Raw genomic sequence first — 21602 nt, forward strand, 5'->3', positions numbered from 1 at the left:
GTTGCGCAATCTTGGCTTGATCTTGGCTCCGTGCGCGCCTCTGGAACGGCAAAGCGTCAGACTCGGGAGTGTTTGATAGTCCCGCTCGTCAGGACGTTGGGCCGGCCTGACCGCTGCCGAGAGGGATTTTTTGTCGGCCAACTAAAGTTCACCAGCGGCTGGCCGCTTCCTCAGCTGAGCTGCTAAACAAGGCTGTCGCTGTTTTGTTATTGCTCTCAGCTCGCTTGACAAAGCGATCCAGACCACGGCACGAATCGCTTCGTGGGTTTTGGCAAAGGGGAGATACCATGAAGAAGACTTATGTGAAGCCGATGTTCGTAAGGCGCGAAAAGCTGTCCGCCGTGACGGCGATAGCTTGTCCTAGCTTCGGCTGCCCGACCTAAGGGCTGGGCCGAACCGGCTTCTGCCAGATCGCCCGCCGTCGAAAGCGGGCGGGCTTCCATCGTGGCGTGAGCTTTTCGACTGTTTGGAAGGGACCGCTGGGCCGCGCATTCAGATCGCGCCGCCCCGTGCTCCGGGAACTGCCCTTAGGCAGCCTGTTCCCAGAGGTTATGCAGCCTTCTTCATCCGTGCCAGCGTATCGGCCACCTCCTCGCCGAAGGAGGACGGCGTCGGCACGATGATGACGCCGGCATGGCCCATGCGGCGGCCTTTCGGGCAGACAGGCCGATGATCTGGGCGATCGGCAATCAGCCAAGAATGATGAAGCAAGGTGACTGACGTAACTCGGCCAGCCGGCGAGCTACCCCGTCCATCCCAGCCCAGCCGAGATGCAATTAATCGACACCAGCAAGGCGTCAGTTGCCCGCTTTTGATCCGTCGTCCTTGCCCTGACATCACGCAGCAGATCGACCTGCAGCCGGTGGATGTCGTCCATCTGCCGCCGCAGGCTGTCGAAACGCCGCTTGAACATCGGAAAGCGCTCGGAAAGATCACCCCCTGTGAGGTCGCCGATCAGGCGTCGCGTCAACTCGTACTCCCCGGCGATGCGGGCATAGATTCGTTTGGCGGCATCGCTGTCGGACACAAGGCCGGCGTAGAGCCGCGCGATCTCCATGTCGGCCTGGTAGAGCGTCTTCTCGGCTTCGTCGACGACCAGGCGGAAAAAGCGCGAGTGCTCGAACATGCGGGCCAGAAGGTCGCGCCCGACCTCGCCGCGCACCGCGACGAAGGCGCTCAGCGCGCTGCCGATGCCATACCAGCCGGTCAACAGATGACGGTTCTGGCTCCAGGCGAACACCCATGGAATGGCGCGCAGGTCGGCGATGCCGTTGGCGCCGAAACGGCGATCCGGCCGTGAGCCCATTTTCAGGAGCGCCAGTTCCGCGACCGGGCTCGCCTGGTTGAAATAATCGAGGAAGCCGGGCTCGGCCATCAGCGTGGCATAGGATGCCTGCGACATACCGGCGAGCGCCTCGAGCGCTTCGTCGAACTCCGGCGTCTCCTTCGTCTCGGCATCGCCCGGCGATCCGACGCTGTGGGCCAGAACAGCGGCGGCGAGGATCTCGAGCTGGTTGAGGCCGGTGCCGCGATTGGCGAATTTCGACGATACAACCTCGCCTTGCTCGGTCACCCGCATGGTGCCGGCGACGGTGCCTTGCGGCTGCGCCGCGATCGCCCGGCCGGTCGGCGCGCCGCCACGGCTGACGGAGCCGCCGCGGCCGTGAAAGAAACTGATCCCAACCTTGTGCTTGCGCCCGACGGCAGCGAGCCGCTTCTGCGCTTTGGCCAGTTCCCAATTGGAGGCGAGGAAGCCGCCGTCCTTGTTGGAATCGGAATAGCCGAGCATGATTTCCTGGCGCGCGCCGAAATCGCGCACCGTGCGCCTCACCAGCGAGACGTCGAGCAATCCGTTCAATATGCCAGGGGCGGCCTGCAGGTCGGCGATGGTCTCGAACAAGGGCACGATCCGCAGCCTGATTGTGCCGCCGGCGGGCGCGGTCGAAAGTCCGCAATATTGCGCCAGCAGATAGACCGCGAGCAGATCGTCGGCGGAGCGGGTCATCGAGAGAACGAAAGAGCCGACAGCCTCGGGATCAGAGCTGGAGATGTGCCTGGCGATGACGGAGAATGTCGAAAGCAGTTCGCCTGCTTCAGCCGAGAGCCGCCCAGCGTCTATCTCCAGCCGCTCGCCCTCGCTGATGGCTTTGCGAATGCGCGCCGACCATTGCGGCGTGCCAGCCGCGACCGGATCGGCGGGGTTCGTCAGCGCAAACAGTTCGGCCAGCACGCGGTTGACGACCGTGGAGTTCTGCCTGAGGTCGAGCGAGACGGTGCGGAAGCCGAAGCTGCCGACCTGCCAGAGCAGAGGCTGGACGAAACGCCTGGCCACCGCGCGCCCGCCGATTGCTTCGAGAACGCTCGACAGCCCCTCCAGATCGGCACGAAACGCGTCCGGCGACGGGTACGCCGCCGCACCGCCGTCCCGTGTCGCCTCCAGCCGGGCAAGCAGGGCCGAAGCGAATTGGCGGAGCGGTTCGTCAGGGTTGCGGGCGTTGATCCCATCAGCCTGTCGGCTTTTATCAAGCGCCGTTTGCAGCACCGGCTTGAAGCTCGCCGGCAGGTCGATGACGTTCGAGCTGGCGCTGAGCACCGTCACCAGCCGCTGCATCTGCGCCAGATACCAGCCTATGGCCGTATCGCGGTATTCGGCCAGGGCATGGGCGGTGACGGCGGCCGTCACATTCGGGTTGCCGTCGCGGTCGCCGCCGATCCACGAGGCATAGCGCATGAAGGAGGGGATTCTGATCGACGCTGCCGGATAGTGGCGCTCGAAGGCGCCTTCAAGCCTGCCATAGAGCTGCGGCGTTGCCTCGAAGATGACTTCACGAAAGAAATGCAGGCCCCAGGCGATTTCGCGTTCGACCGTCGGGCGCTCCAGCCGCAGCTCGCCCGTCATCCACAGAAGCTCGATCTCGCTTTCCAGATCGGCGACCAGCAGATCGCGTTCGCGCGGCGCCCAGCGCGGCTGGTCGAGTTCGGTCAGCTTGCGATAGATACGGCGGTGGATCTCCAGCACCGTGACGCGTTTGGCCTCCGTCGGATGCGCGGTCATGGTCGGGCCGACGCAGAGTTCGTCGAGGCTCGCCTGGACCTGCTCCGCCGAATGGCCGTTCGCCGCCATCCGCGCGATCACACTGCCGAAGGAGCCGGGCACGTCGTCGACACCCGCGCCTTGTTCGAGTTCGCGGCGCGCCCGCATGGCGAGCAACTCGTCGGCAATGGCGAGCAGCTGGAACCAGACGCCGCTCGCCTGAAGCGCCGGGATGCGCTGCTCCGCGGCAAGCGAGACAAGCGACCGACGTCCGGTCAGAACGGCGGCGATCTCCGGCTCCCGCGCGCTTGCGACCTGAAGCAGCAGGCGCAACAAGAGGCTGCGCTCGTCCTCCCGAAATTTGATGCGTCTGCTCTGTTCCAAACGCTTCAAGCCGCCTTCTTCGTTCGCTCCAAAGTCTCGGCCACGACGTCGCCGAAGGACGACGGCGTCGGCACGATGATGACGCCGGCCTCTTTCAGGATCTCGACCTTCTCCTGCGCGGACTCACCGAAAGCCGAGATGATGGCGCCGGCATGGCCCATGCGGCGGCCTTTCGGGGCGGAAAGCCCGGCAATGTAGGCGATCAGCGGCTTTCTCATATTGTCGCGCGCCCAGATCGCGGCTTCGGCTTCCTGCGGTCCGCCGATCTCGCCGATCATCACCACGGCGTCGGTCTCGTCGTCCTGCTCGAACAGCTTCAGAACGTCCTTGAAGGAGGAGCCGTTGATCGGATCGCCGCCGATGCCGACGCTGGTCGAGACGCCGATGCCGAGCGCCTTCATCTGCGAGGCGGCCTCGTAGCCCAGCGTGCCCGACCGCCCGACGATGCCGACGCGGCCGGGAAGGTAGATGCTGCCGGGCATGATGCCCATCAGCGCCTGTCCGGGCGTAATGATGCCGGCGCAGTTCGGCCCGACCAGCCGCATGCGGTCCTCGAAGCGGTAGCGACGCATGTAGCGCTTGACCTGCATCATGTCTTGCGAGGGGATGCCGTCAGTGATGCAGACGCAGAGTTTTATTCCCGCGTCCGCCGCCTCCATGATCGAATCGGCGGCGAAGGGCGGCGGCACGAAGACGATGCTGGCCTCGGCACGGGTTTCGCGCACCGCGCCCTTGACGGTGTTGAAGATCGGCAGGCCAAGATGCGTCTGGCCGCCCTTGCCGGGGGTGACGCCGCCAACGAGCTTGGTGCCGTAGCGCTTCATGTCCTCGGCATGGAAGCTGCCGATCTTGCCGGTGAAACCTTGCACGATGACGCGCGTGCTGCGGTTGAGCAGGATTGCCATTCTTCTGTCCTCCCTCAGGCTGCTTTTTTACTGGTGGCCGCGCGCCATGCGGCGACGGCTTTTTCGGCGGCTTCGGCGAGCGTGTCGGCGACGATCACCGCCTCGCCGGAATCGGCCAGGATCTTGCGTCCTTCCTCGGCCCTGGTGCCGGACAGCCGCACCACAAGCGGCACGCTGACGCCGACCTCGCGGATCGCCTTGATGACGCCCTCGGCAACCCAGTCGCAGCGGTTGATGCCGGCAAAGATGTTGACCAGGATGGTCTCGACATTCTTGTCGCCGAGCACGGCGCGGAAGGATTTCGCCACACGCTCGGGCGAGGCGCCGCCGCCGATGTCGAGGAAATTGGCCGGCTCGCCGCCGGCGATCTTGATCATGTCCATCGTCGCCATGGCGAGCCCGGCGCCGTTGATGATGCACCCGATATTGCCTTCGAGGCCGACATAGGAGAGGCCGCGGTCGCTGGCGAAGGTTTCGCGCGGATCTTCCTGGCTCTTGTCGCGCAATTCGGAGATTTCCGGCCGCCGGAACAGCGCGTTCTCGTCGAACGACATCTTGGCGTCGAGCGCCACCAGGCTGCCGTCGCGGGTCACCACCAGCGGATTGATCTCCAGCATCGAGGCGTCGTAGTCGCGGAACACTTGGTAGCAGCTGAAGATGGTCTCGGTCGCCTTGCCGATCAGGCTGTCCTCCAGCCCGAGCCCGAAGGCGATCTCGCGTGCCTGGAAGCGCTGCATGCCGACGCCCGGGTCGACGGTGGCGCGGATGATGGAATCCGGCGCTCTTTCGGCGATCTCCTCGATCTCCATGCCGCCGGCGGCCGAGGCGACGATCATGACGCGCTCTTCCTTGCGGTCGAGCACGAAGCCGAGATAAAGCTCCTGCGCGATGTCGACGGCTTCCTCAAGGTAGAGGCGCGAGATCAGCTTGCCGCGCGGGCCGGTCTGGTGGGTCACCAGCTTGCGCCCGAGCATGGCTTCGGCGGCGCTGGAAATCTCCTCGTCATTGGCGCAGAGCTTGATGCCGCCGGCCTTGCCGCGCGCGCCGGAATGAACCTGCGCTTTCAGCACCCATTTGCCGCCGCCGATTTCGCGCGCCCGGTAGGTGGCTTGCTCGGGGCTGTAGGCCAGGCCGCCGCGCGGCACGTGCACTCCATGCCGGGCGAGCAGTTCCTTGGCCTGATATTCGTGGATGTCCATTTTTTCTCCTCCGCAAATCGTCAAAGTGCCGCGACGCGGCCCTTGTTGGCTAATTAAGCTGGCCGGCGCGTTCGATGGCGTCGTTGACCACCAGCACGTTGCGCGCCATGCGTTCCGAAGCGGCGTCGATCATCTTGCCGTCGAGCGCGGCGGCGCCTTTGCCTTGCGCCTCGGCTTCCTTCAGCACCTCCAGGATGCGGCGGGCGCGCGTGACTTCCTTCTCCGGCGGCGAGAACACATCGTTGGCCAAAGCAATCTGCGAGGGATGGATCGCCCATTTGCCTTCGATGCCGAGTGCGGCGGCGCGCCGGGCGGCCGCCTTGTAGCCTTCCGGATCGGAGAAATCGCCGAACGGCCCGTCAATGGCGCGCAGGCCATAGGCGCGGCAGGCGACGGTCATGCGCGACAGGGCGAAATGCCACTGGTCGCCGGGATAGTCGGGGTTGAGGCCGCCAATGTTGACGGTGCGCGCCTTGTTTGAGGCAGCATAGTCGGCAACGCCGAAATGCATCGCTTCCAGCCGGCCGGGCGTCGCGGCGATGGCCTCGACATTGGCCATGCCGAGCGCGGTCTCGATCAGCGCTTCGAGACCGACCCGGGTCTTGTAGCCCTTGGCCATCTCGATCTGGTTGACCATGGCCTCGACCATATAGAGGTCGGCGGGCACGCCGACCTTCGGCACCAGGATGGTGTCCAGCCGGTCGCCGGCCTGTTCCATCACGTCGACGACGTCGCGGTACATATAGTGCGTGTCGAGGCCGTTGATGCGCACCGAGACTGTCTTGCCCTTTGCGCGCCAGTCGATGTCGTTGAGTGCCTGGATGATGTTCTTGCGGGCGCGTTCCTTGTCGGGCGGAGCGACAGCGTCCTCGATGTCGAGGAAGACGAAATCGGCGGCGCTGTTGGCCGCCTTGTCGATCATCTCCGGGCTGGAGCCGGGAACCGCCAGCTCGCTGCGCTGCAGCCTGAGCTTCTTGAGATGGTTGATGGTGTGGCTCATCTTCTCATCCTCAAGCGGCTTCGGCGACCGGCACCGCGGCCGAGGCGCGGAAATGCTGGATGGCGGCGCCGACTCCGGACCCCGGCGCCAGCCGCACGCCGCAATCGAGCAACGCCATTTCGGCCGCCGACAGCGAGGCCAGCACCATCACCTCGTTCAGCCAGCCGAGATGGCCGATACGGAAGACCTTGCCAGCCACCTTGTTGAGGCCGCCGCCAAGCGACGTCTGGTACTTCTGGTAGGCCTTTTTGACGATTTCAGCGCTGTCGATGCCTTCCGGCACGAGGATGGCGCTGACCGTGTCGGAGTGCCATTTCGGCGCCTTGGCGCAGAGTTTCAGCCCCCAGGCGTCGACCGCCTTGCGCACGCCTTCGCCAAGGCGATTGTGGCGGGCAAAGATATTCTCCAGCCCTTCCTCGGCGATGAGGTCGAGCGAGGCGCGCAGACCGCGCAGCAATTGCGTCGCCGGCGTATAGGGGAAATAGCCGGCATCGTTGGCGCGGATCATGTCCTCGAAGGAGAAGAAGCAGCGCCGGTGTGTGGCGGTTCTCGAAGCGATGAGCGCCTTCTTGCTGACCGACAGGAAACCGAGGCCGGCAGGCAGCATGAAACCCTTCTGCGAACCGCTGACGGCGCAGTCGACGCCCCATTCCTCCTGGCGGAAGTCGATCGAGCCGATCGACGAGACGCCGTCGACGAAAAGCAGGGCAGGGTGGTTCGCATCGTCGAGCGCCGCGCGGCAGCCGGCGACGTCGCTGGTGACGCCCGTCGCCGTCTCGTTCTGGGTGCAGAAGATGGCCTTGATGCGGTGCGTCTTGTCCGCCTTCAGCCGCTCCGCATAGAGCTCGAGCGGAACGCCGGTTCCCCATTCGCAGTCGATCACGTCGACCTCGAAGCCGAGCCGCTCGGCCATGTCGACCCACAGATGCGAGAACTGGCCGAAGCGCGACATCAAAACGCGGTCGCCAGGGCTGAGCACATTGGTCATCGCCGCTTCCCAGGCACCGGTGCCGGAGGACGGGTAGATGAAGACGCGGCCGGTTTCGTTCTTGAAGACTTTCTTGATGTCCTCGAACAGCGGCAGGGTGAGATCGGGGAAGGTGGCGGCGCGCATGTCCTCCATCGGCAGGTTCATCGCCTGCCGCACTTGCTCGGGAATGTTTGTGGGTCCTGGGATGAAGAGATGAGTGAACCCAGCCATGTACGAACTCCTCCGATCGTTTTGGATTGTGGAGGGAGTGTCGCGTCGATGCGGCCGGCCAACAACACCTTGCCGGGTAAGTAGTTGGCCCGCGCGGGTGGGGTGCTCCTACCCGGTTGGCCTACCCGATAGGTGACTTGGGGCTTCGGCGCTTCTCGCTCGAATAGAGCGCTACCGCCATGGCGCGGTTGCGGACATCCAGCTTGTCGTAGAGATTCTTGAGGTGATATTTCACCGTATTCTCGGAGATGCCGGTCCGGGTCGCGATCTGCAAATTGGTCCAGCCGTCGGACAGCACCGCCAGCAGTTCACGCTCGCGCACGGTCAGTCGAGACAGAGGCGTGTCGTTGACCTTGTTGATGTCGATATAGGGGATGCAGATGCGGCCGTGCGCGACCGCCAGGATCGTGTCGAAGATGATGGCGGGATCGTCGAACTGGAAGCAGTAGCCCTGCGCCCCCAGGCGCACGCACTGTTTCAGGATGCCGATGTCATGGTCGTTTGAAAAGACGGCGATGCGAACGTTGAGCTTGCTGCCCTGGACCTCGGCCAGGACGTCCGCGCCGTCCATGTCAGAGAGCTTCCAACCGATCACGGCGACATCGAACTCCTGTGCCGTGGCAAGCTCCAGGAAATGCCTGCCGCTTTGTACCGAGGCCAAAAGTTCGAACCGCCCGTCGCATTCCAGCATTTCGCGCAGAGCCGATATGACGAGCGGATTGCGTTCGGCGACGACCACGCGAACGCGCCGCTCTTCGATTGCCTTGTTCTCTGTCCGTGACCTGATCTTCAAGGGCTTTCGGCTTTTTTGTTGCGGCCTGGCGGGTCCTGGCGATGCCTGGACCTGCGTCATGGGTAATTCTGCCCCAATGGCGCGAGGGTGCTCTTTCCCCAGCGACATCAGCTGTCGCGCCGCCGGAAGCCGAAGGGCGCCCTTCTTTTGATGAAATCGATAGTCCGTGCGCGCATGACAACACGGCATCGGCGAAGCCCGACGTGAGCGGGCAAGCATGCGTTTGACCTGAGATTCCCGAGCGTTAGAAGGCCATGTTGCGAAGTTGAAGCGTGTTGGGCCGACGTCGCTTTTGCACAGGCACCGGGCCGAAAAACCGGTTTCCACTTTGCGGACTCATGGTCTAGACCTGATTTGCACCTTTTCCGGGATTCTGATGGCGGGAGGCGCTGGTGGAAGGCCAGGACGAACGGACGACGGGCGCCAAGGCCGCCGACGAGCACCACGCCGACATCTATGGCGAGGACGGTGCCGTCCTTTCGTCCTTCCTCGCCCGGATTGGTGCGGCGATCGCCGACCGCGACACGCTGACCCTCAAGCGTGAAGTCGACGACCTGCATCAGTCGGAACTTGGCGACCTCATCGAGGCGCTGCACCCCGAACAACGGCTTGCCTTGGTCGATCTGCTGGGCGCCGACTTCGACTTCTCCGCTTTGACCGAAGTCGACGAGGCGATCCGCATGGATATCGTCGACAATCTGCCCAATGCGCAGATCGCGCAGGCGGTGCAGGAGCTCGATTCCGACGATGCGGTCTACATCCTGGAAGACCTCGAGCCGGAAGACCAGGACGAGATCCTGTCGCAACTGCCGTTCACCGAGCGGATCAGGCTGCGCCGTTCGCTCGACTACCCGGAAGAGACCGCCGGAAGGCGCATGCAGACCGAGTTCGTCGCGGTGCCGCCCTTCTGGACGATCGGCCAGACCATCGACTACATGCGCGAGGACAAGAACCTTCCCGAGCGCTTCAGCCAGATCTTCGTCATCGATCCGACCTTCAAGTTGCTGGGCGCCATCGATCTCGACCAGATCCTGCGCACCAAGCGCGCGGTCAAGGTCGAGGAAGTCATGCATGAGACGCGGCACGCCATCCCGGCCACCATGGACCAGGAAGAGGCGGCGCGGGAATTCGAACAATACGATCTCTTGTCGGCGGCCGTGGTCGACGAGAACGAGCGGCTGGTCGGCGTGCTGACCATCGACGACGTCGTCGACGTCATCCAGCAGGAAGCGGAGGAAGACCTGCTGCGCATGGGCGGCGTCGGCGACGAAGAGCTCTCCGACAGCATTCTGGCGACCTCGCGCTCGCGCGTTCCCTGGCTGCTCGTCAATCTCTTGACCGCATTTCTGGCGGCATCGGTGATCGGCCTGTTCGACCACACGATCGAACGGATCGTGGCGCTCGCCGTGCTGATGCCGATCGTGGCCGGCATGGGCGGCAATGCCGGGTCGCAGACCATGACCGTCACCGTGCGGGCGCTGGCGACCAGGGATCTCGACATCTACAATGCCGGCCGCATCATCCGGCGCGAAATGGGCGTCGGCTTCATCAACGGCATCGTCTTCGCCATCCTGATCGGCATCGTCGCGGCGGCGTGGTTTCGCGATCCTAATCTGGGCGGCATCATCGCCGCGGCGATGATCATCAACATGTTCGTGGCGGCCCTTGCCGGCATCCTGATCCCGCTGCTGCTCGACCGCTTCAAGGTCGATCCCGCGGTCGCTTCGGCGGTTTTCGTCACCACGGTCACCGATGTCGTTGGATTCTTTGCCTTCCTCGGCCTCGCGACCTGGTGGTTCGGCGTCCGGTAAGTGTCTCAATTGACTTTTACGTAAATGCCGTGCGAGGCTCGTGCGGGGGTGCCCGGTTCGATTCCGGCGGGCAAGGGTTTGGTTCGGGACAGATGGGCGACGCCGCATGGCGATCACCCGGAATTCCGGCATGGAGTGACAATGCGGGAATATTATTCGATCACCGAACTGACCCGCGAATTCGACGTGTCGACGCGGACGCTGCGTTTCTACGAAGACGAGGGGCTGGTGCAGCCGGTGCGTCGCGGCCGCACGCGTCTGTTTCGCCCTTCCGATCGCCATCTCATCCGGCAGATCATGCGTGGAAAACGGCTCGGCTTCTCGATCAACGAGATCCGCGAGATCATCCAGATGTACAAGGAGCCGCCGGGCGAGGTCGGGCAGCTCAAGCTGATGATCAAGCGCATCGAGGAAAAGCGCGAGGATCTCAGGCAGAAGCGCCGCGACCTCGAGGAGACGCTGGCCGAACTCGACCAGGCCGAAGAGTCCTGCGTCGAGCGGCTGGTCGAGCTCGGCGTCAATACCTGACCTGTGCGGTTGCTCCGATGCCTCGCCGCCAGGAACTGTGAAGGCTTGAACCGGCGGTCGATCACGTCATGTTCATCACTCTCGCTTGGCTGTTTGTCGCCGCTGTCACCGTCCACAATCTGGAGGAGGCGGTTTTCCTGCCTGCCTGGTCCGAGCAGGCGGGGCGCTGGCACCGTCCCCTCGCGGCCAACGAATTCCGGTTCGCGGTGTTCGTGCTGGTTGTTCTTGCTGGCGTTGCGGCTTTGCTCGCCACCGTGCAGGGACGGGAGAGTTTCGGCGCCTACGTCCTGTCGGGCTATGCGCTTGCGATGCTGCTCAACGTGGCTTTTCCACATCTCCTCGTCACAATGGTCACGCGCCGCTATATGCCGGGGACCGCGACCGCTCTCGCATTGAACCTGCCGGTCACCGCGGCTCTGCTGCATCAGGCATTTCGCGAGGGATATATTTCGGCGACCGGCTTCGCCTTGACGGCGCCCGCCATTGTCCTGGCCATCGTGCTTCTGCTCCCGGTGCTGTTTTATGTCGGCCGGAAACTGCTTCCGGACACGGCAGGCGCTCCAGGCAAGGCTTCTGACTGATCCCGCCGGACCTCAGATCCAGCGCCGCACGCGTTTGGCGTAGTCGCGGTATTTCTTGCCGAATTTCGCCGCCAACATCTTTTCCTCGCGCTCGATCGCGACCTTCTGGGTGACGAAGGCGGCGACGAAGGCAAGCAGGATGAACCAGGCGATGCCCGAGACGAAGGCAACGCCGATCAGCATCAGCGTGTTGGCCAGGTACATCGGATTGCGGGTGACGCCGAAGGGACCGGTCGTGACGAGATGATCGGGCACGGCGTTGGGATTGAGCGTTGTCCTGGCCCGTATCATGGTGCGGATCGCGGTGAACCAGAGGACGGCGACAGCGAACAAAGCCACCCAACCGGCGGCGAACAGGATGTCGCCCAGCAGGTCGCCGATCCAGGGCAGGGGATAGAGCAGGCCGAGGATGATGCTGAGGGCGATTGCGGCGACGTAGATCACCGGCGGCCACGGTATCAGCCCAGGCTTCGGCTCCGTCATTGCGTCCCTCCCTCCGTCATCTTGTCCTCGGTCTTGGCGGTACACGTTGCGGCAAGATCGGACAGATGCGCCCTGAAGTCCGCAGTCTGGTCGTTGTTGTAGAGCCGATCAAGAGAGCCTTCACCTTCGAGAGTCTCGAGCATACAGCCGCAATAGCTCGAACAGAAGGTTGCGTTGCGCATCTGCTCGCACGAGCGCTGGCAGGTTTTCAGGAAATTGACCCGCGGGGGGTCGACCTGCGCGGGCATCACTTGCGAGAACAGCCAGACGCAACCGATCAGCAGCGGCTGGTGGATCAGGTAGAAGGCCAGGCTGTGGCGGCCGATGAAGACCAGAGGATTGGCCCAGCGGCCTGGCACGCGGCTCGCCAGACGTGCCCGTATACCGGAAGTGGATGCGAGTTTCGCCGCCCCGAGGCCAAGAAGCACGGCCCCAAACCATGGAAACAGCGGCACATAGTCGTTGGAGCGCGGATTGATCGCCGACAGGCCGATCCACCACAGCCACGGATGATCGAGGGCCTCGAAGCGCAGGTAGGCTGGCGCCGCGATGACGAGCGCGGCGACGACAAGCGTCAGCAGCGCCGGCAGGCGCAGGAAGGCGAGGCCAAGCAAGCTCGCCAGCGCGATCTCGTGCAGGATGCCGAAGAAGATGAACCCGTCGGGCGTGGCGATGCGGGTGACGACCGAGATGGCGACCGCCGCGCCGGCGACCATGGCGAACCGCTTCCAGAAACCGTTCCAGCGGATCTGTCGGCCATGGGCGAGATAGAGGCTGACGCCCACCAGGAACAGGAAGGTCGAAGCGATGCAGCGGGCGTAGATCTTCCACCAGCCGAAGGCGGTGAGACCAGGGTCGGTGTAACCGAAGAATTCCAGGTCCCAGGTGAAGTGGTAGCTCGCCATCGCGATCAACGCGATGCCGCGCACGATGTCGATGGCGACGATTCGCTTCGATGGCTCCGGAACGGGTGCGGTCGGCGTGTTGATGCTCATGGTCTCGTGATCTGATTCAGCCCCTCCAAGACGACTATCACGGTTGCACCGGATAGAAGAAGACCGGTCGCCCTGGCCCGGACCGCGCGGCGGAGCCCGCGCCAGCCGCCGGGTTTGGGCCAGCGCGGGAAAGCCTTTGACCGGCTTCGCTTTTTGCCGGGTGTGCGTCGGTTTCCTCTTAATGGGCCTGAAATGTCCGCGCCAGATTTGGCGCCGCGATTCTGTTTGGGGAAGCAATGTCCACCCATGTGCGCCATCCGATCTGGCTTCCGGCCCTCAAGGCCGCGGACGCGCGCACCTTCGCCTCGCTCTACGCGGTCGAATCCTTCGCCCGCGCCATGGTGTCGAGCGTCATCCCGATCCAGGCCTACGAAATCCTGCACAACGAGCAGGTTGTCTCGATCCTCTACACCGTCGTGTCGCTGCTCGGCCTGTCGGTGACCCTGTTCATGCCGATGCTGATCCGCCGCTTCGCGCGGCGGTGGGTGTACACCGCCGGCGCCTGCCTGCTTGCCATAGGCTCGCTGTTCTTCGTTACCCATACGCTCGCCGGGCAACTGGCCGGCATGCTGTGCCGCGTCATGGGCGCCAGCGCGCTGTCGATCACGCTCAACCTCTACATCATGGACCACATCCGCAAGACCGACTTCATGCAGGCCGAATCGCTGCGCATGGCGTGGTCGATGGTTGCCTGGACCTGTGGGCCGACGCTCGGCATCTTTCTTTACGCGCATTTCGGCATCTACGCCGCGCATGGCGCGGTGGCCGTGTTCGCGTTTGCCTTGCTGGCGCTGTTCTGGACCTACCGGCTGGGTGACAACCCGTCGATCCGCCCGGGCAAGACGCGGCCCGCCAATCCGCTCGCCAATATCGGCCGCTTCGTGGCGCAGCCGAGGCTCAGGCTCGCCTGGCTGATCGCCTTCGGCCGGTCCTGCTTCTGGACGACGTTTTTCGTCTATGGGCCGCTGTTCATGGTCATCACCGGGCAGGGCGATATCGCCGGCGGCCTGCTGGTCTCGGCCGGCAACGCGCTTTTGTTCATGGCTATCTTCTGGGGCAAGGCAGGAAAGCGCTTTGGCGGCCGGCGCACCATGACGTTTGCCTATTTCGCCATGTCGGCATCGCTGCTGGCCGCCGGCACGATCGGAGCGACAGCACCGTTGCTGACCGGCGCCTTCCTGTTGTGCGGCGCCTTCTTCACCATCGCGCTCGACGCCCTGGGTTCGACCGCCTTCATGCGCTCGGTACGCTCCTATGAGCGGGCGCAGATGGCGGCGGTCTACCGCACCTATCTCGATTTTTCCGAACTGACGCCGCCGCTGGTCTATTCGGTGGTGCTGGCGTTCTTCGGCCTGGGATCGGTGTTCGTCACCCTCAGCCTGCTGGCGGCGTTTTGCGGCTTCATGACCTGGCGCTACCTGCCGAAGTCCCTGTAGGTATGTCGATATTCAGGTGATGCCGGCCTGACCTGAATCTCGACATACCCTCATGTCACCGCCGCATGGCGCTCGCGCACCCAATTGTGGAAGCGGTGCAGATCATATTCCTCGGGCATCAGCACGCCGGCTGTGTGGCGCATCGAGCGTAGGCCCTTCTGGTTGACCTCGCAGATGGCGGCGTCCTCCTCCAGCACCTGTGTGCCAAAGGTGATGATGTTGTCGATATCGGTCTCGGCGAGGGCCTCGGGCGCGAACAGCCACTCCGCGACAAGCTCCGTCTGTTCGGGACCGAGCGGCACCAGGCGCACGGTCCTGACATAGTCGACATGGCCGACGATGAACATCGAGGGCAGGCTGGTGGCATAGGTCTGGCCGGCGCTGCGTTCCGCCGGCTTCAGCCCTGAGAAGACCGGCCCGTGCGTCTGGCCGTCGCGCGACCAGGTCTGGGCGCCTGCGCGCAAGCCGCCGGAAAATTCCGGCGCGTCATTGTCGGCGTGGCGGAGCCATTCGGGATCGTCATGCCGGCTCATCAGGCCGCGGCCATAGATCGGCACCAGCCGCGACAGGTCCTTGTGGACGCCCGGACAGTGCAGGCACTCGTTGAAGTTTTCCCAAAAGATCTTCCAGTTGCAGTTCATGACCTTGCGCAGCACATGGCCTGAGACCAGCGTTTCGAGCGGCCAGTTGCCGAGGTTGCCGGACGCGGGATCGAAGGAGGATTGCGCCGAGCCGGCGGCATCTTCAGCAAGATTGACGAAGACGAAGCCGCGCCACACCGAGAGCGCGACGCGATAAAGCGGGTGATCGGCCTTGTCGAAGCCGTCAGGCAGCGATTTCGACGGCACGCGCACCAGCTCGCCGCGCAGCGAGTAGGACCAGGCGTGATACGGGCAGGTTATCAGCCGCGCTTTCAGGCGGCCCTCGCTCTCCTGGCAAAGCTGCGAGCCGCGATGGCGGCAGGTGTTGTGGAAGGCGCGCAGCTCACCTGTGTCGTCGCGCAGCACGAGGATGTCCTGCGTGCCGATGCGGAATCGGCGGAAGGCAAGCGGCTGCGCCAGATCGGCCTCGCGGCAGACGAGCAGCCAGTCTCTGTACCAGATGGCGTCGAGATCACGCTTATAGCTCTCCTGGTCCCAATATGCCGATGAGGGCAGCGTCGGCTCGGTACGGGTCAGCCCGTTATAAGGATCGCGCTCGCTGGCATTGGGCTGCATGGCTGGCTTCCTGTGAGGCTTGCCAGCCGACACCCGGCCATGAAGTTTGTCAATCAGGACGGGATGGGAGCGGCTTTGCCGATACGACGCTCCTGCGCTGGCGGCTGTCGGAATTTGGTTTGCCGCGCGCGGCGAATTTCCCTATAGTCACCAACGTCGTCGGTTCCTTTTTGGGAGCCAAGAGGGAATGCGGTGCGGGCGAGGTTTCGCCCAATGCCGTGGCTGCCCCCGCAACTGTGTGCGGTAGTCCTCTCCATATGCCACTGAAGGTTTTCCTTCGGGAAGGTGGGGAAGGGCGCTTATCCGCGAGCCAGGAGACCTGCCGGCGACAGGAAACTGACTTCGATGCCCTCGGGTGGAGGGTGAAAGGACAAGACATGACTACCGCTACCGTCTCCCTCGGCGCCTCCGTCTCCTCGCAGTCGCGCTTCATGCAGCTCGCGCTCGCGGCGCTGCTCGGCATCTTCGTCGTTGGTTTTGTCGGCTTCTCACACATCGATGCGGTCCACAACGCCGCCCACGACTATCGCCACTCGATGGCCTTTCCCTGCCACTAACTGGGATCTGACATCATGAACCTTTTTCGCAACGTCGTGTTCGTCGCGGCGATCGCGGGGCTCGTGGCCGGTGTCGTTCTCGCCTGCATGCAGGCCTATGCGACCGTTCCACTGATCCTGAAAGCGGAAGTCTACGAAAAGGCAGGCGGCGGCCATCATCACGACCATGGCGCGGCACCCGCGGCAACCGATACCGGCGCCGTGAGCACGGCCGCTCCGGCAGGCAATGCCATGAGTTCCGCCGCGCCGGCAGCGGAAGCAGCTGCTCCGGTAGCGGAGGATGAAGGCTGGGCGCCGGCCGACGGCTTAGAGCGTTTCGCCTTCAGCGTGCTTGCCAATATCGTCACCGGCATCGGCTTCGCATTGGTCCTGGTCGCGGTTTCGGAATTCGCAGGCGGCGTCGGCAACTGGCGCCAGGGCGTTTTCTGGGGTCTGGCCGGCTTTGCCGTGTTCACACTGGCGCCTGGCCTCGGCCTGCAGCCGGAGCTGCCTGCAATGCCGGCGGCCGATCTCCTGCCGCGCCAGATCTGGTGGTCGGCAACGGTGGCGGCAACCGCTATCGGCCTTGGCCTGATCGTGTTTCGCAGATCGCTGCCGTTGACCATCCTCGCGGTCTTGCTGATCGTCGCGCCGCACATTGTCGGCGCGCCGCAGCCCGACAGCTTCGAGACACCGATCCCGGAAGGCCTGCATCATCAGTTCGTGGTGGCGGTGACGGTGACAAATCTGGTGTTCTGGCTGTTGCTCGGCGCGGTCGTCGGCGTGGTTCGCGGGCGCTTCACCGGCCCGGCGACCAGCCTGCGCGACAGCTTTGCCTGATCTGGGCAAGCTGACCTTCATCATCGGTGGTGCGCGCTCCGGCAAGAGCGCGCACGCCGAAACCCTGGTGACGGCATTGCCCCCGCCATGGGCCTATATCGCCACGGCGCAAGCCTATGACGACGAGATGCACGAGCGCATCGCGCTGCATCGTTCGCGGCGCGGCGAGGGCTGGTCGACCATCGATGTGCCACTCGACCTTGCCGAAGCGCTAGAGGCGTTGCCGGATGGTCAACCGGTGCTTGTCGACTGCCTGACGCTGTGGCTGACCAATCACATGCTGGCGGATCACGACGTCGAGGCCGTGTGCCGACGGCTGGCGGACGTTCTGTCGCGGCCGCGCGGGCCGTGGTTCGTGGTGTCGAACGAGGTCGGGCAAGGCATCGTGCCCGACAATGCGCTGGCGCGGCGTTTTCGCGACGACGCCGGTCGGCTCAACCAGCGGGTCGCCGCGGTCGCCGATACGGTGCTCCTGATGGTGGCGGGGCTACCGCTCAAGGTGAAATGAAATGACCGAAGACAAGGGCTCCAAAGACCGGGATGAAGAACGCCATCGCGCCAAGATGGCCAAGCGCAAGGCGGTGCAGGACGCCGAGGTCGCGGGCAAGACGATCGAGAAGGGGTTGCTGATCGTCAACACCGGCCCCGGCAAGGGCAAGACCACGGCCGCCTTCGGTCTCGCACTGCGGATGCTCGGCTACGGCAAGCGCGTCGGCGTCGTCCAGTTCATCAAAGGCAAATGGCACACCGGCGAGAAGGACGCTTTCGCCGCCTTCGGCGACCGGGTCGTCTGGCATGCGATGGGCGAGGGGTTCACCTGGGAAACGCAGGATCTGAAGCGCGACATCGCGGCCGCCGAAGCCGCCTGGGCCAAGGCCGTGGAATTGATTGGCGACCCCTCGATCAGCCTTGTCGTGCTCGATGAACTCAACATCGCGCTGCGCTACGATTATCTCGATCTCGACAAGGTGGTTGCCGCGCTCAAGGCTCGCCGCGAGGGCCTGCACGTTGTCGTCACCGGTCGCAACGCGAAGCCGGCGCTGGTCGAGGCGGCGGACCTGGTCACCGAGATGGGGCTGACGAAGCACCATTTTTCCGCCGGCGTAAAAGCGCAGCAGGGCATCGAGTTCTAGAACACCAGGATTGCGATCACCGCGATCAGCCCAAACAGGCCAATCAGCAAATAGTCGGCGACACGATAAAGTTGGAGCGCCCGCCGGATGTCGCCGCTGTCGACATCGCGTCGTCCGTCTTCGCCCATGAAGACGTCGTCGACCACGACGCCGCCATAGCTGCGCGGCCCGGCGAGCGCGAGGCCAAGTGCGCCGGCCATGGCCGCTTCCGGCCAGCCGGCATTGGGCGAGCGGTGTTTTTTCGCGTCGCGCCGTACCGCCTGCCAGGCATTGCCGGGGTCGGTGCCCTTGACCAGGAAAGCGGCCAGCACAATCAGCACCGCCGTCAGCCGTGATGCCGGCAGGTTGATCCAATCGTCGAAGCGTGCCGCCGCCCAGCCGAAGGCCTCATGGCGTGGGGTGCGGTGGCCGATCATCGAATCGGCGGTGTTGGCGGCCTTGTAGGCGGCGCCGCCGGCCAGCCCGCCGACACCGGTCCAGAAGGCGGGGGCGACGATGCCGTCGGAGAAATTCTCCGCCAGGCTCTCGATCGCCGCCCGGCAGACGCCGGCGCGGTCCAGCGTTTCGGGATCGCGGCCAACGATTCGCGAGACGGCGGCTCGGCCCATGTCGAGGCCTCCGCTGTCGAGCGCGTCGGCGACGGCTTCGACGTGTTCGTAAAGGCTTTTCTGCGACAGAAGCGATGTCGCCAGAAGGACGGCAATGATCAATCCCAAGGGGACGAACCAGAGCAGGACAAGCTGCACGCAAAGACCTGCTGCCGCCGGCACCAGCACGATGACGAGAAGCGCCTGGACACCACGTTGGCGACGCAGCGCGTCGGGATCAGTGGCGCGGTTGAGCCTCAAGTCGAGAAAGGATATCAGCCTTCCGAACCACGTCACCGGATGGCCGATGGCGCGAAACAGCCAGTCGGGATAACCGAGGGCGAATTCGACAACCAATGACAGGAAAGCGATCAGGACTGACATGAAGCTTCTTGAAGGAGCGGTGGACCATGGTGGAAGTCTTGGCCGGGCAAGGGCGCTTTTCCCCAATGCCGTGCTGCCGTTCGTCGACCTCTCGACCGGTATCAATCCGCACTCCTACCCGCTTTTCGACCTGCCCGCCACCGCCCTGTGGCGATTGCCGGAGGCCGCGCGTGGGTGCGAGCTGATAGAGATTGCGGCCCAAACCTATGGCGCGCCTTCAGCGGGCAACGTCGTGGCGGCGCCTGGTACGCAGATTCTGCTGCCGCGCGTGGCATCGCTGGTGCGGCCCGGCAAGGCATTGGTGCTGGCGCCGACCTATGCGGAACACGCCAGGGCGGCGGCAATCGCCGGGCACGAGGTGGCCGGGGTCGGCGATTTCGCCGCGCTGGCCGAAGCCGACCTCGCCATCATCGTCAATCCGAACAATCCGGATGGGCGCATCATCGAGCGCGACCGGCTGCTGGCGCTGGCCGCCAGGTTGCGCGCCAGGGGCGGGTTGCTGGTCGTCGACGAGGCGTTCATGGATGTCGGCCCGCGCGAGCACAGTCTCGCCGGCGATGTCGGCCAGGGCGGCATCGTTGTGCTGCGTTCCTTCGGCAAGTTCTTTGGTCTGGCCGGCCTGCGGCTTGGGTTCGCGCTTGCCGATGCGCCGACGGTCGAGCGGCTGGAGACACAATTCGGACCTTGGGCCGTCGCCGGGCCGGCGTTGGAATATGGCATCCGCGCGCTCGCCGATCTCGGGTGGCAGGATGCGATGCGGGCGTCGCTGGTGGATGCGTCGGCGCGCCTCGATGCGCTGTTCGGCCGTTTCGGCGTTCGCGTCGCTGGCGGCACCACATTGTTCCGCTATCTCAGCCTCCCCGATGCCGGCGGCCTGTTTTCCGCGCTTGGCGAGAGCGGCATTCTGCTCCGGCATTTCTCCGGCCGGCCGCATGTCCTGCGCGCCGGCCTGCCGGGGAGCGAGGTGGAATGGCGCAGGCTCGAATCCGCGCTTGCCGATTGGGCGTCGCGGCGCGAGGATCGGTCGAAAGGTTAGAAACAATGATCCATGTCTGCTCGCTGGCGAAGATCGAGGAAACGGTGGCCAGGACAGGCGCCGACCGCATGCTATCGCTGCTTGCGGCCGGGACGGATGTGGTGCGTCCGGCCTCGATCCCTAGGGAAAACCACCTGCATCTGGTCATGCATGACATTGCGATGGCGCAGGACGGCATGACCATGCCTGGCGAGGAGCATGTGCGCAGTCTGCTCGATTTCGCGCGCCGCTGGGACCGGGCAAGGCCGATGGTGGTTCACTGCTATGCCGGCATCAGCCGTTCGACGGCTTCGGCCTACATCATCACCGCGGCGCTGGCGCCTAAGCGCAATGAGCTGGAACTGGCGCAGACGTTGCGCGCGCTGTCTCCTTCGGCGACGCCCAATCCGCGACTGATCGCGGTGGCCGACACGCTGCTCGAGCGCAAGGGCCGCATGATTGAGGCGATCGAGTCGATCGGGCGAGGGGCCGACGCCTTCGAAGGCACGCCGTTCGCGCTCAAGATCGATATTTAGGCGGCTATTTCAGCCACTCCGCGAGCTTTGCCTTGCGCATGTCCCGCAGCAGGTTGATGAAGCCGTCGGCCTGATATTGCGCGGTCAATCGGCCTTTCTCTGCCGTTGCAATGCTGGCGTCGCCGACCACGCCGTTGGGGTTGAGATCCCCAGCGATCCAGGCGAAGGCATGCGTGCCGGTGTGGCGCAGCAGCGAGAAGTCCTTCTCGGCCTTGGCAACGTTGGAAATGAAATTGTCGGCCTTGCCCATGTCGACGAGATCCGGCCGGAAATGCAGCATCAAAGAGGTCTCGACATCGCCGCCATGGATGCCGTGACGGTCCTCGAGCTCGGTGTACATGCCGGCCGGGCGGCCAAAGCGCTGCCAACTGGTCTTCACCGCCAACATCTTTTCGCGCACGCGCAGTTCGCGCGTGACGATGCCCATGATCTCCTCATTGCCGCCATGCGAATTGACGACGATGAGCTTGCGCACGCCGGCGCGCGCGATCGACAGCCCAAGCTCGGTCCACGCCTCGATCAGCGTCGTTGCCGGCAGGGTCAATGTGCCCGGCGCATGGAGATGCTCATTCGACTTGCCCACCGCCTGGACCGGCAGGATACGGATGTCGAGGTCCTCGGGCAGGCGTGCGATCACCGTGTCGAGCATGCCGTTCATGATCGAGGTGTCGGTCGACACAGGAAGATGCGGCCCATGCTGCTCGATCGCCGCCAGCGGCAACACCGCTATAGTCGCCTCGGGATCGATCGAGGCATATTCTGATGTCCGGTAGTCGCCCCACCAGACGCGTTTTTTTGTCTCGTTCATTTTGTGCCTCAACGGAACTGATTTGGCGTCGGCGCTGCCCCTCACCCTTACCCTCTCCCCGTAAGGACGGGGAGAGGGGATCGCCAGCCTCGGAGCGCTTCCCTTCTCCCCGTCTCTATACGGGGAGAAGGTGCCGGCAGGCGGATGAGGGGCAGCGCCAACTTCGCGTGACTTTAGACGATTGGACTGTCGATTC

The 21602-nt window shown here is 64.3% G+C and carries 21 protein-coding genes and 1 riboswitch; of the genes, 10 read left to right on the plus strand and 11 right to left on the minus strand.

Translation table 11 applies throughout. From position 1 onward, the window contains the following. Window positions 1–742: 742 nt before the first annotated feature. From EN845_RS15890 to EN845_RS15915, 6 genes are all read right to left on the minus strand, one after another. Entirely contained in the window at window positions 743–3427 is a 2685-nt protein-coding gene (locus tag EN845_RS15890) for a phosphoenolpyruvate carboxylase (RefSeq protein ID WP_245511753.1), read from the minus strand. After that, on the minus strand, window positions 3424–4323 hold the full coding sequence (sucD, locus tag EN845_RS15895) for a succinate--CoA ligase subunit alpha (RefSeq protein ID WP_127871573.1): 900 nt from the start codon (window positions 4321–4323) through the stop codon (window positions 3424–3426). Before sucD ends, EN845_RS15890 begins: the two co-directional genes overlap by 4 nt. A gap of 14 nt (window positions 4324–4337) precedes the next feature. Then, window positions 4338–5522 (minus strand): malate--CoA ligase subunit beta, encoded by a 1185-nt coding sequence (locus EN845_RS15900; protein ID WP_127871572.1) that lies wholly within the window; start codon window positions 5520–5522, stop codon window positions 4338–4340. A 49-nt stretch (window positions 5523–5571) separates the two neighbouring features. Continuing rightward, a complete protein-coding gene (locus EN845_RS15905; RefSeq protein ID WP_127871571.1) occupies window positions 5572–6522 on the minus strand; it encodes a CoA ester lyase in 951 nt (316 codons plus the stop codon). 10 nt (window positions 6523–6532) lie between these two features. After that, window positions 6533–7723 (minus strand): aminotransferase class V-fold PLP-dependent enzyme, encoded by a 1191-nt coding sequence (locus tag EN845_RS15910; protein WP_127871570.1) that lies wholly within the window; start codon window positions 7721–7723, stop codon window positions 6533–6535. 121 nt (window positions 7724–7844) lie between these two features. Continuing rightward, window positions 7845–8414, minus strand: coding sequence for a response regulator transcription factor (locus tag EN845_RS15915; protein ID WP_245511757.1), 570 nt, complete (start codon window positions 8412–8414; stop codon window positions 7845–7847). Between the two features lie 494 nt (window positions 8415–8908). Here EN845_RS15915 and mgtE point away from each other — a divergent pair, with 494 nt between their 5' ends. The 3 genes from mgtE to EN845_RS15930 all read left to right on the plus strand — a co-directional run bounded on the left by mgtE (window position 8909) and on the right by EN845_RS15930 (window position 11436). Further along, the gene (gene mgtE, locus EN845_RS15920; RefSeq protein WP_127871569.1) at window positions 8909–10327 is read left to right on the plus strand and encodes a magnesium transporter; all 1419 of its coding nucleotides are present in this window, start codon (window positions 8909–8911) and stop codon (window positions 10325–10327) included. A gap of 141 nt (window positions 10328–10468) precedes the next feature. Further along, window positions 10469–10855: a MerR family DNA-binding transcriptional regulator gene (locus EN845_RS15925; protein ID WP_006203215.1), complete on the plus strand. Its 387-nt coding sequence runs from the start codon at window positions 10469–10471 to the stop codon at window positions 10853–10855. A 68-nt stretch (window positions 10856–10923) separates the two neighbouring features. Next, complete coding sequence (locus EN845_RS15930; protein ID WP_127280836.1) at window positions 10924–11436, plus strand: HXXEE domain-containing protein; 513 nt, start codon at window positions 10924–10926, stop codon at window positions 11434–11436. A gap of 12 nt (window positions 11437–11448) precedes the next feature. On the opposite strand, the gene EN845_RS15935 is transcribed toward EN845_RS15930, so the two are convergent. Next, a complete protein-coding gene (locus EN845_RS15935) occupies window positions 11449–11919 on the minus strand; it encodes an isoprenylcysteine carboxylmethyltransferase family protein (RefSeq protein ID WP_127871568.1) in 471 nt (156 codons plus the stop codon). Further along, the gene (locus EN845_RS15940; RefSeq protein ID WP_127871567.1) at window positions 11916–12914 is read right to left on the minus strand and encodes a DUF1624 domain-containing protein; all 999 of its coding nucleotides are present in this window, start codon (window positions 12912–12914) and stop codon (window positions 11916–11918) included. Before EN845_RS15940 ends, EN845_RS15935 begins: the two co-directional genes overlap by 4 nt. Window positions 12915–13150: 236 nt before the next feature. Between EN845_RS15940 and EN845_RS15945 the strand changes: the two genes are divergently transcribed. After that, window positions 13151–14350: an MFS transporter gene (locus EN845_RS15945; protein ID WP_127871566.1), complete on the plus strand. Its 1200-nt coding sequence runs from the start codon at window positions 13151–13153 to the stop codon at window positions 14348–14350. A 50-nt stretch (window positions 14351–14400) separates the two neighbouring features. On the opposite strand, the gene EN845_RS15950 is transcribed toward EN845_RS15945, so the two are convergent. Beyond that, window positions 14401–15567, minus strand: a complete 1167-nt coding sequence (locus EN845_RS15950; RefSeq protein ID WP_127871565.1) for an aromatic ring-hydroxylating dioxygenase subunit alpha — start codon at window positions 15565–15567, stop codon at window positions 14401–14403. Window positions 15568–15710: 143 nt separating this feature from the next. After that, window positions 15711–15909, plus strand: a riboswitch (cobalamin riboswitch). Window positions 15910–15944: 35 nt separating this feature from the next. Between EN845_RS15950 and EN845_RS15955 the strand changes: the two genes are divergently transcribed. From EN845_RS15955 to cobO, 4 genes are read left to right on the plus strand one after another with little or no spacing between them, the layout of a single operon-like run. Next, on the plus strand, window positions 15945–16124 hold the full coding sequence (locus EN845_RS15955; RefSeq protein WP_127280551.1) for a CbtB domain-containing protein: 180 nt from the start codon (window positions 15945–15947) through the stop codon (window positions 16122–16124). Window positions 16125–16139: 15 nt separating this feature from the next. Continuing rightward, complete coding sequence (locus tag EN845_RS15960; RefSeq protein ID WP_127871564.1) at window positions 16140–16943, plus strand: CbtA family protein; 804 nt, start codon at window positions 16140–16142, stop codon at window positions 16941–16943. Further along, window positions 16936–17451, plus strand: a complete 516-nt coding sequence (gene cobU, locus EN845_RS15965; RefSeq protein WP_127871563.1) for a bifunctional adenosylcobinamide kinase/adenosylcobinamide-phosphate guanylyltransferase — start codon at window positions 16936–16938, stop codon at window positions 17449–17451. Before EN845_RS15960 ends, cobU begins: the two co-directional genes overlap by 8 nt. Window position 17452: 1 nt before the next feature. Beyond that, window positions 17453–18076 carry a cob(I)yrinic acid a,c-diamide adenosyltransferase gene (cobO, locus tag EN845_RS15970; RefSeq protein WP_127871562.1) on the plus strand — a complete coding sequence of 208 codons (624 nt, stop codon included), beginning with the start codon at window positions 17453–17455 and terminating at the stop codon, window positions 18074–18076. Here the strand turns inward: cobO and cbiB are convergent. Then, window positions 18073–19047: an adenosylcobinamide-phosphate synthase CbiB gene (gene cbiB, locus EN845_RS15975; RefSeq protein ID WP_127280780.1), complete on the minus strand. Its 975-nt coding sequence runs from the start codon at window positions 19045–19047 to the stop codon at window positions 18073–18075. The two genes, cobO and cbiB, sit on opposite strands and share 4 nt — an antisense overlap. Here cbiB and cobD point away from each other — a divergent pair. Both cobD and EN845_RS15985 read left to right on the plus strand, forming a co-directional pair. Next, complete coding sequence (cobD, locus tag EN845_RS15980; RefSeq protein ID WP_127871561.1) at window positions 19046–20083, plus strand: threonine-phosphate decarboxylase CobD; 1038 nt, start codon at window positions 19046–19048, stop codon at window positions 20081–20083. The two genes, cbiB and cobD, sit on opposite strands and share 2 nt — an antisense overlap. A 5-nt stretch (window positions 20084–20088) precedes the next feature. After that, on the plus strand, window positions 20089–20598 hold the full coding sequence (locus tag EN845_RS15985; protein WP_127871560.1) for a tyrosine phosphatase family protein: 510 nt from the start codon (window positions 20089–20091) through the stop codon (window positions 20596–20598). Between the two features lie 4 nt (window positions 20599–20602). Here EN845_RS15985 and EN845_RS15990 read toward each other — a convergent pair whose 3' ends face one another. After that, window positions 20603–21406: a creatininase family protein gene (locus tag EN845_RS15990; RefSeq protein ID WP_127871559.1), complete on the minus strand. Its 804-nt coding sequence runs from the start codon at window positions 21404–21406 to the stop codon at window positions 20603–20605. Between the last annotated feature and the right edge of the window lie 196 nt (window positions 21407–21602).

It is taken from the genome of Mesorhizobium sp. M8A.F.Ca.ET.202.01.1.1, from assembly GCF_004791595.1.
Classification (GTDB): domain Bacteria; phylum Pseudomonadota; class Alphaproteobacteria; order Rhizobiales; family Rhizobiaceae; genus Mesorhizobium.

Bases quoted from the DNA above. Each gene is read 5' to 3' on its own strand.
- sucD (WP_127871573.1), bottom strand. From the start codon at position 4,323: ATGGCAATCCTGCTCAACCGCAGCACGCGCGTCATCGTGCAAGGTTTC.
- EN845_RS15900 (WP_127871572.1), bottom strand. From the start codon at position 5,522: ATGGACATCCACGAATATCAGGCCAAGGAACTGCTCGCCCGGCATGGA.
- EN845_RS15905 (WP_127871571.1), bottom strand. From the start codon at position 6,522: ATGAGCCACACCATCAACCATCTCAAGAAGCTCAGGCTGCAGCGCAGC.
- EN845_RS15910 (WP_127871570.1), bottom strand. From the start codon at position 7,723: ATGGCTGGGTTCACTCATCTCTTCATCCCAGGACCCACAAACATTCCC.
- EN845_RS15915 (WP_245511757.1), bottom strand. From the start codon at position 8,414: ATGCTGGAATGCGACGGGCGGTTCGAACTTTTGGCCTCGGTACAAAGC.
- EN845_RS15925 (WP_006203215.1), top strand. From the start codon at position 10,469: ATGCGGGAATATTATTCGATCACCGAACTGACCCGCGAATTCGACGTG.
- EN845_RS15930 (WP_127280836.1), top strand. From the start codon at position 10,924: ATGTTCATCACTCTCGCTTGGCTGTTTGTCGCCGCTGTCACCGTCCAC.
- EN845_RS15935 (WP_127871568.1), bottom strand. From the start codon at position 11,919: ATGACGGAGCCGAAGCCTGGGCTGATACCGTGGCCGCCGGTGATCTAC.
- EN845_RS15940 (WP_127871567.1), bottom strand. From the start codon at position 12,914: ATGAGCATCAACACGCCGACCGCACCCGTTCCGGAGCCATCGAAGCGA.
- EN845_RS15945 (WP_127871566.1), top strand. From the start codon at position 13,151: ATGTCCACCCATGTGCGCCATCCGATCTGGCTTCCGGCCCTCAAGGCC.
- EN845_RS15950 (WP_127871565.1), bottom strand. From the start codon at position 15,567: ATGCAGCCCAATGCCAGCGAGCGCGATCCTTATAACGGGCTGACCCGT.
- EN845_RS15955 (WP_127280551.1), top strand. From the start codon at position 15,945: ATGACTACCGCTACCGTCTCCCTCGGCGCCTCCGTCTCCTCGCAGTCG.
- EN845_RS15960 (WP_127871564.1), top strand. From the start codon at position 16,140: ATGAACCTTTTTCGCAACGTCGTGTTCGTCGCGGCGATCGCGGGGCTC.
- cobO (WP_127871562.1), top strand. From the start codon at position 17,453: ATGACCGAAGACAAGGGCTCCAAAGACCGGGATGAAGAACGCCATCGC.
- cobD (WP_127871561.1), top strand. From the start codon at position 19,046: ATGAAGCTTCTTGAAGGAGCGGTGGACCATGGTGGAAGTCTTGGCCGG.
- cbiB (WP_127280780.1), bottom strand. From the start codon at position 19,047: ATGTCAGTCCTGATCGCTTTCCTGTCATTGGTTGTCGAATTCGCCCTC.
- EN845_RS15985 (WP_127871560.1), top strand. From the start codon at position 20,089: ATGATCCATGTCTGCTCGCTGGCGAAGATCGAGGAAACGGTGGCCAGG.
- EN845_RS15990 (WP_127871559.1), bottom strand. From the start codon at position 21,406: ATGAACGAGACAAAAAAACGCGTCTGGTGGGGCGACTACCGGACATCA.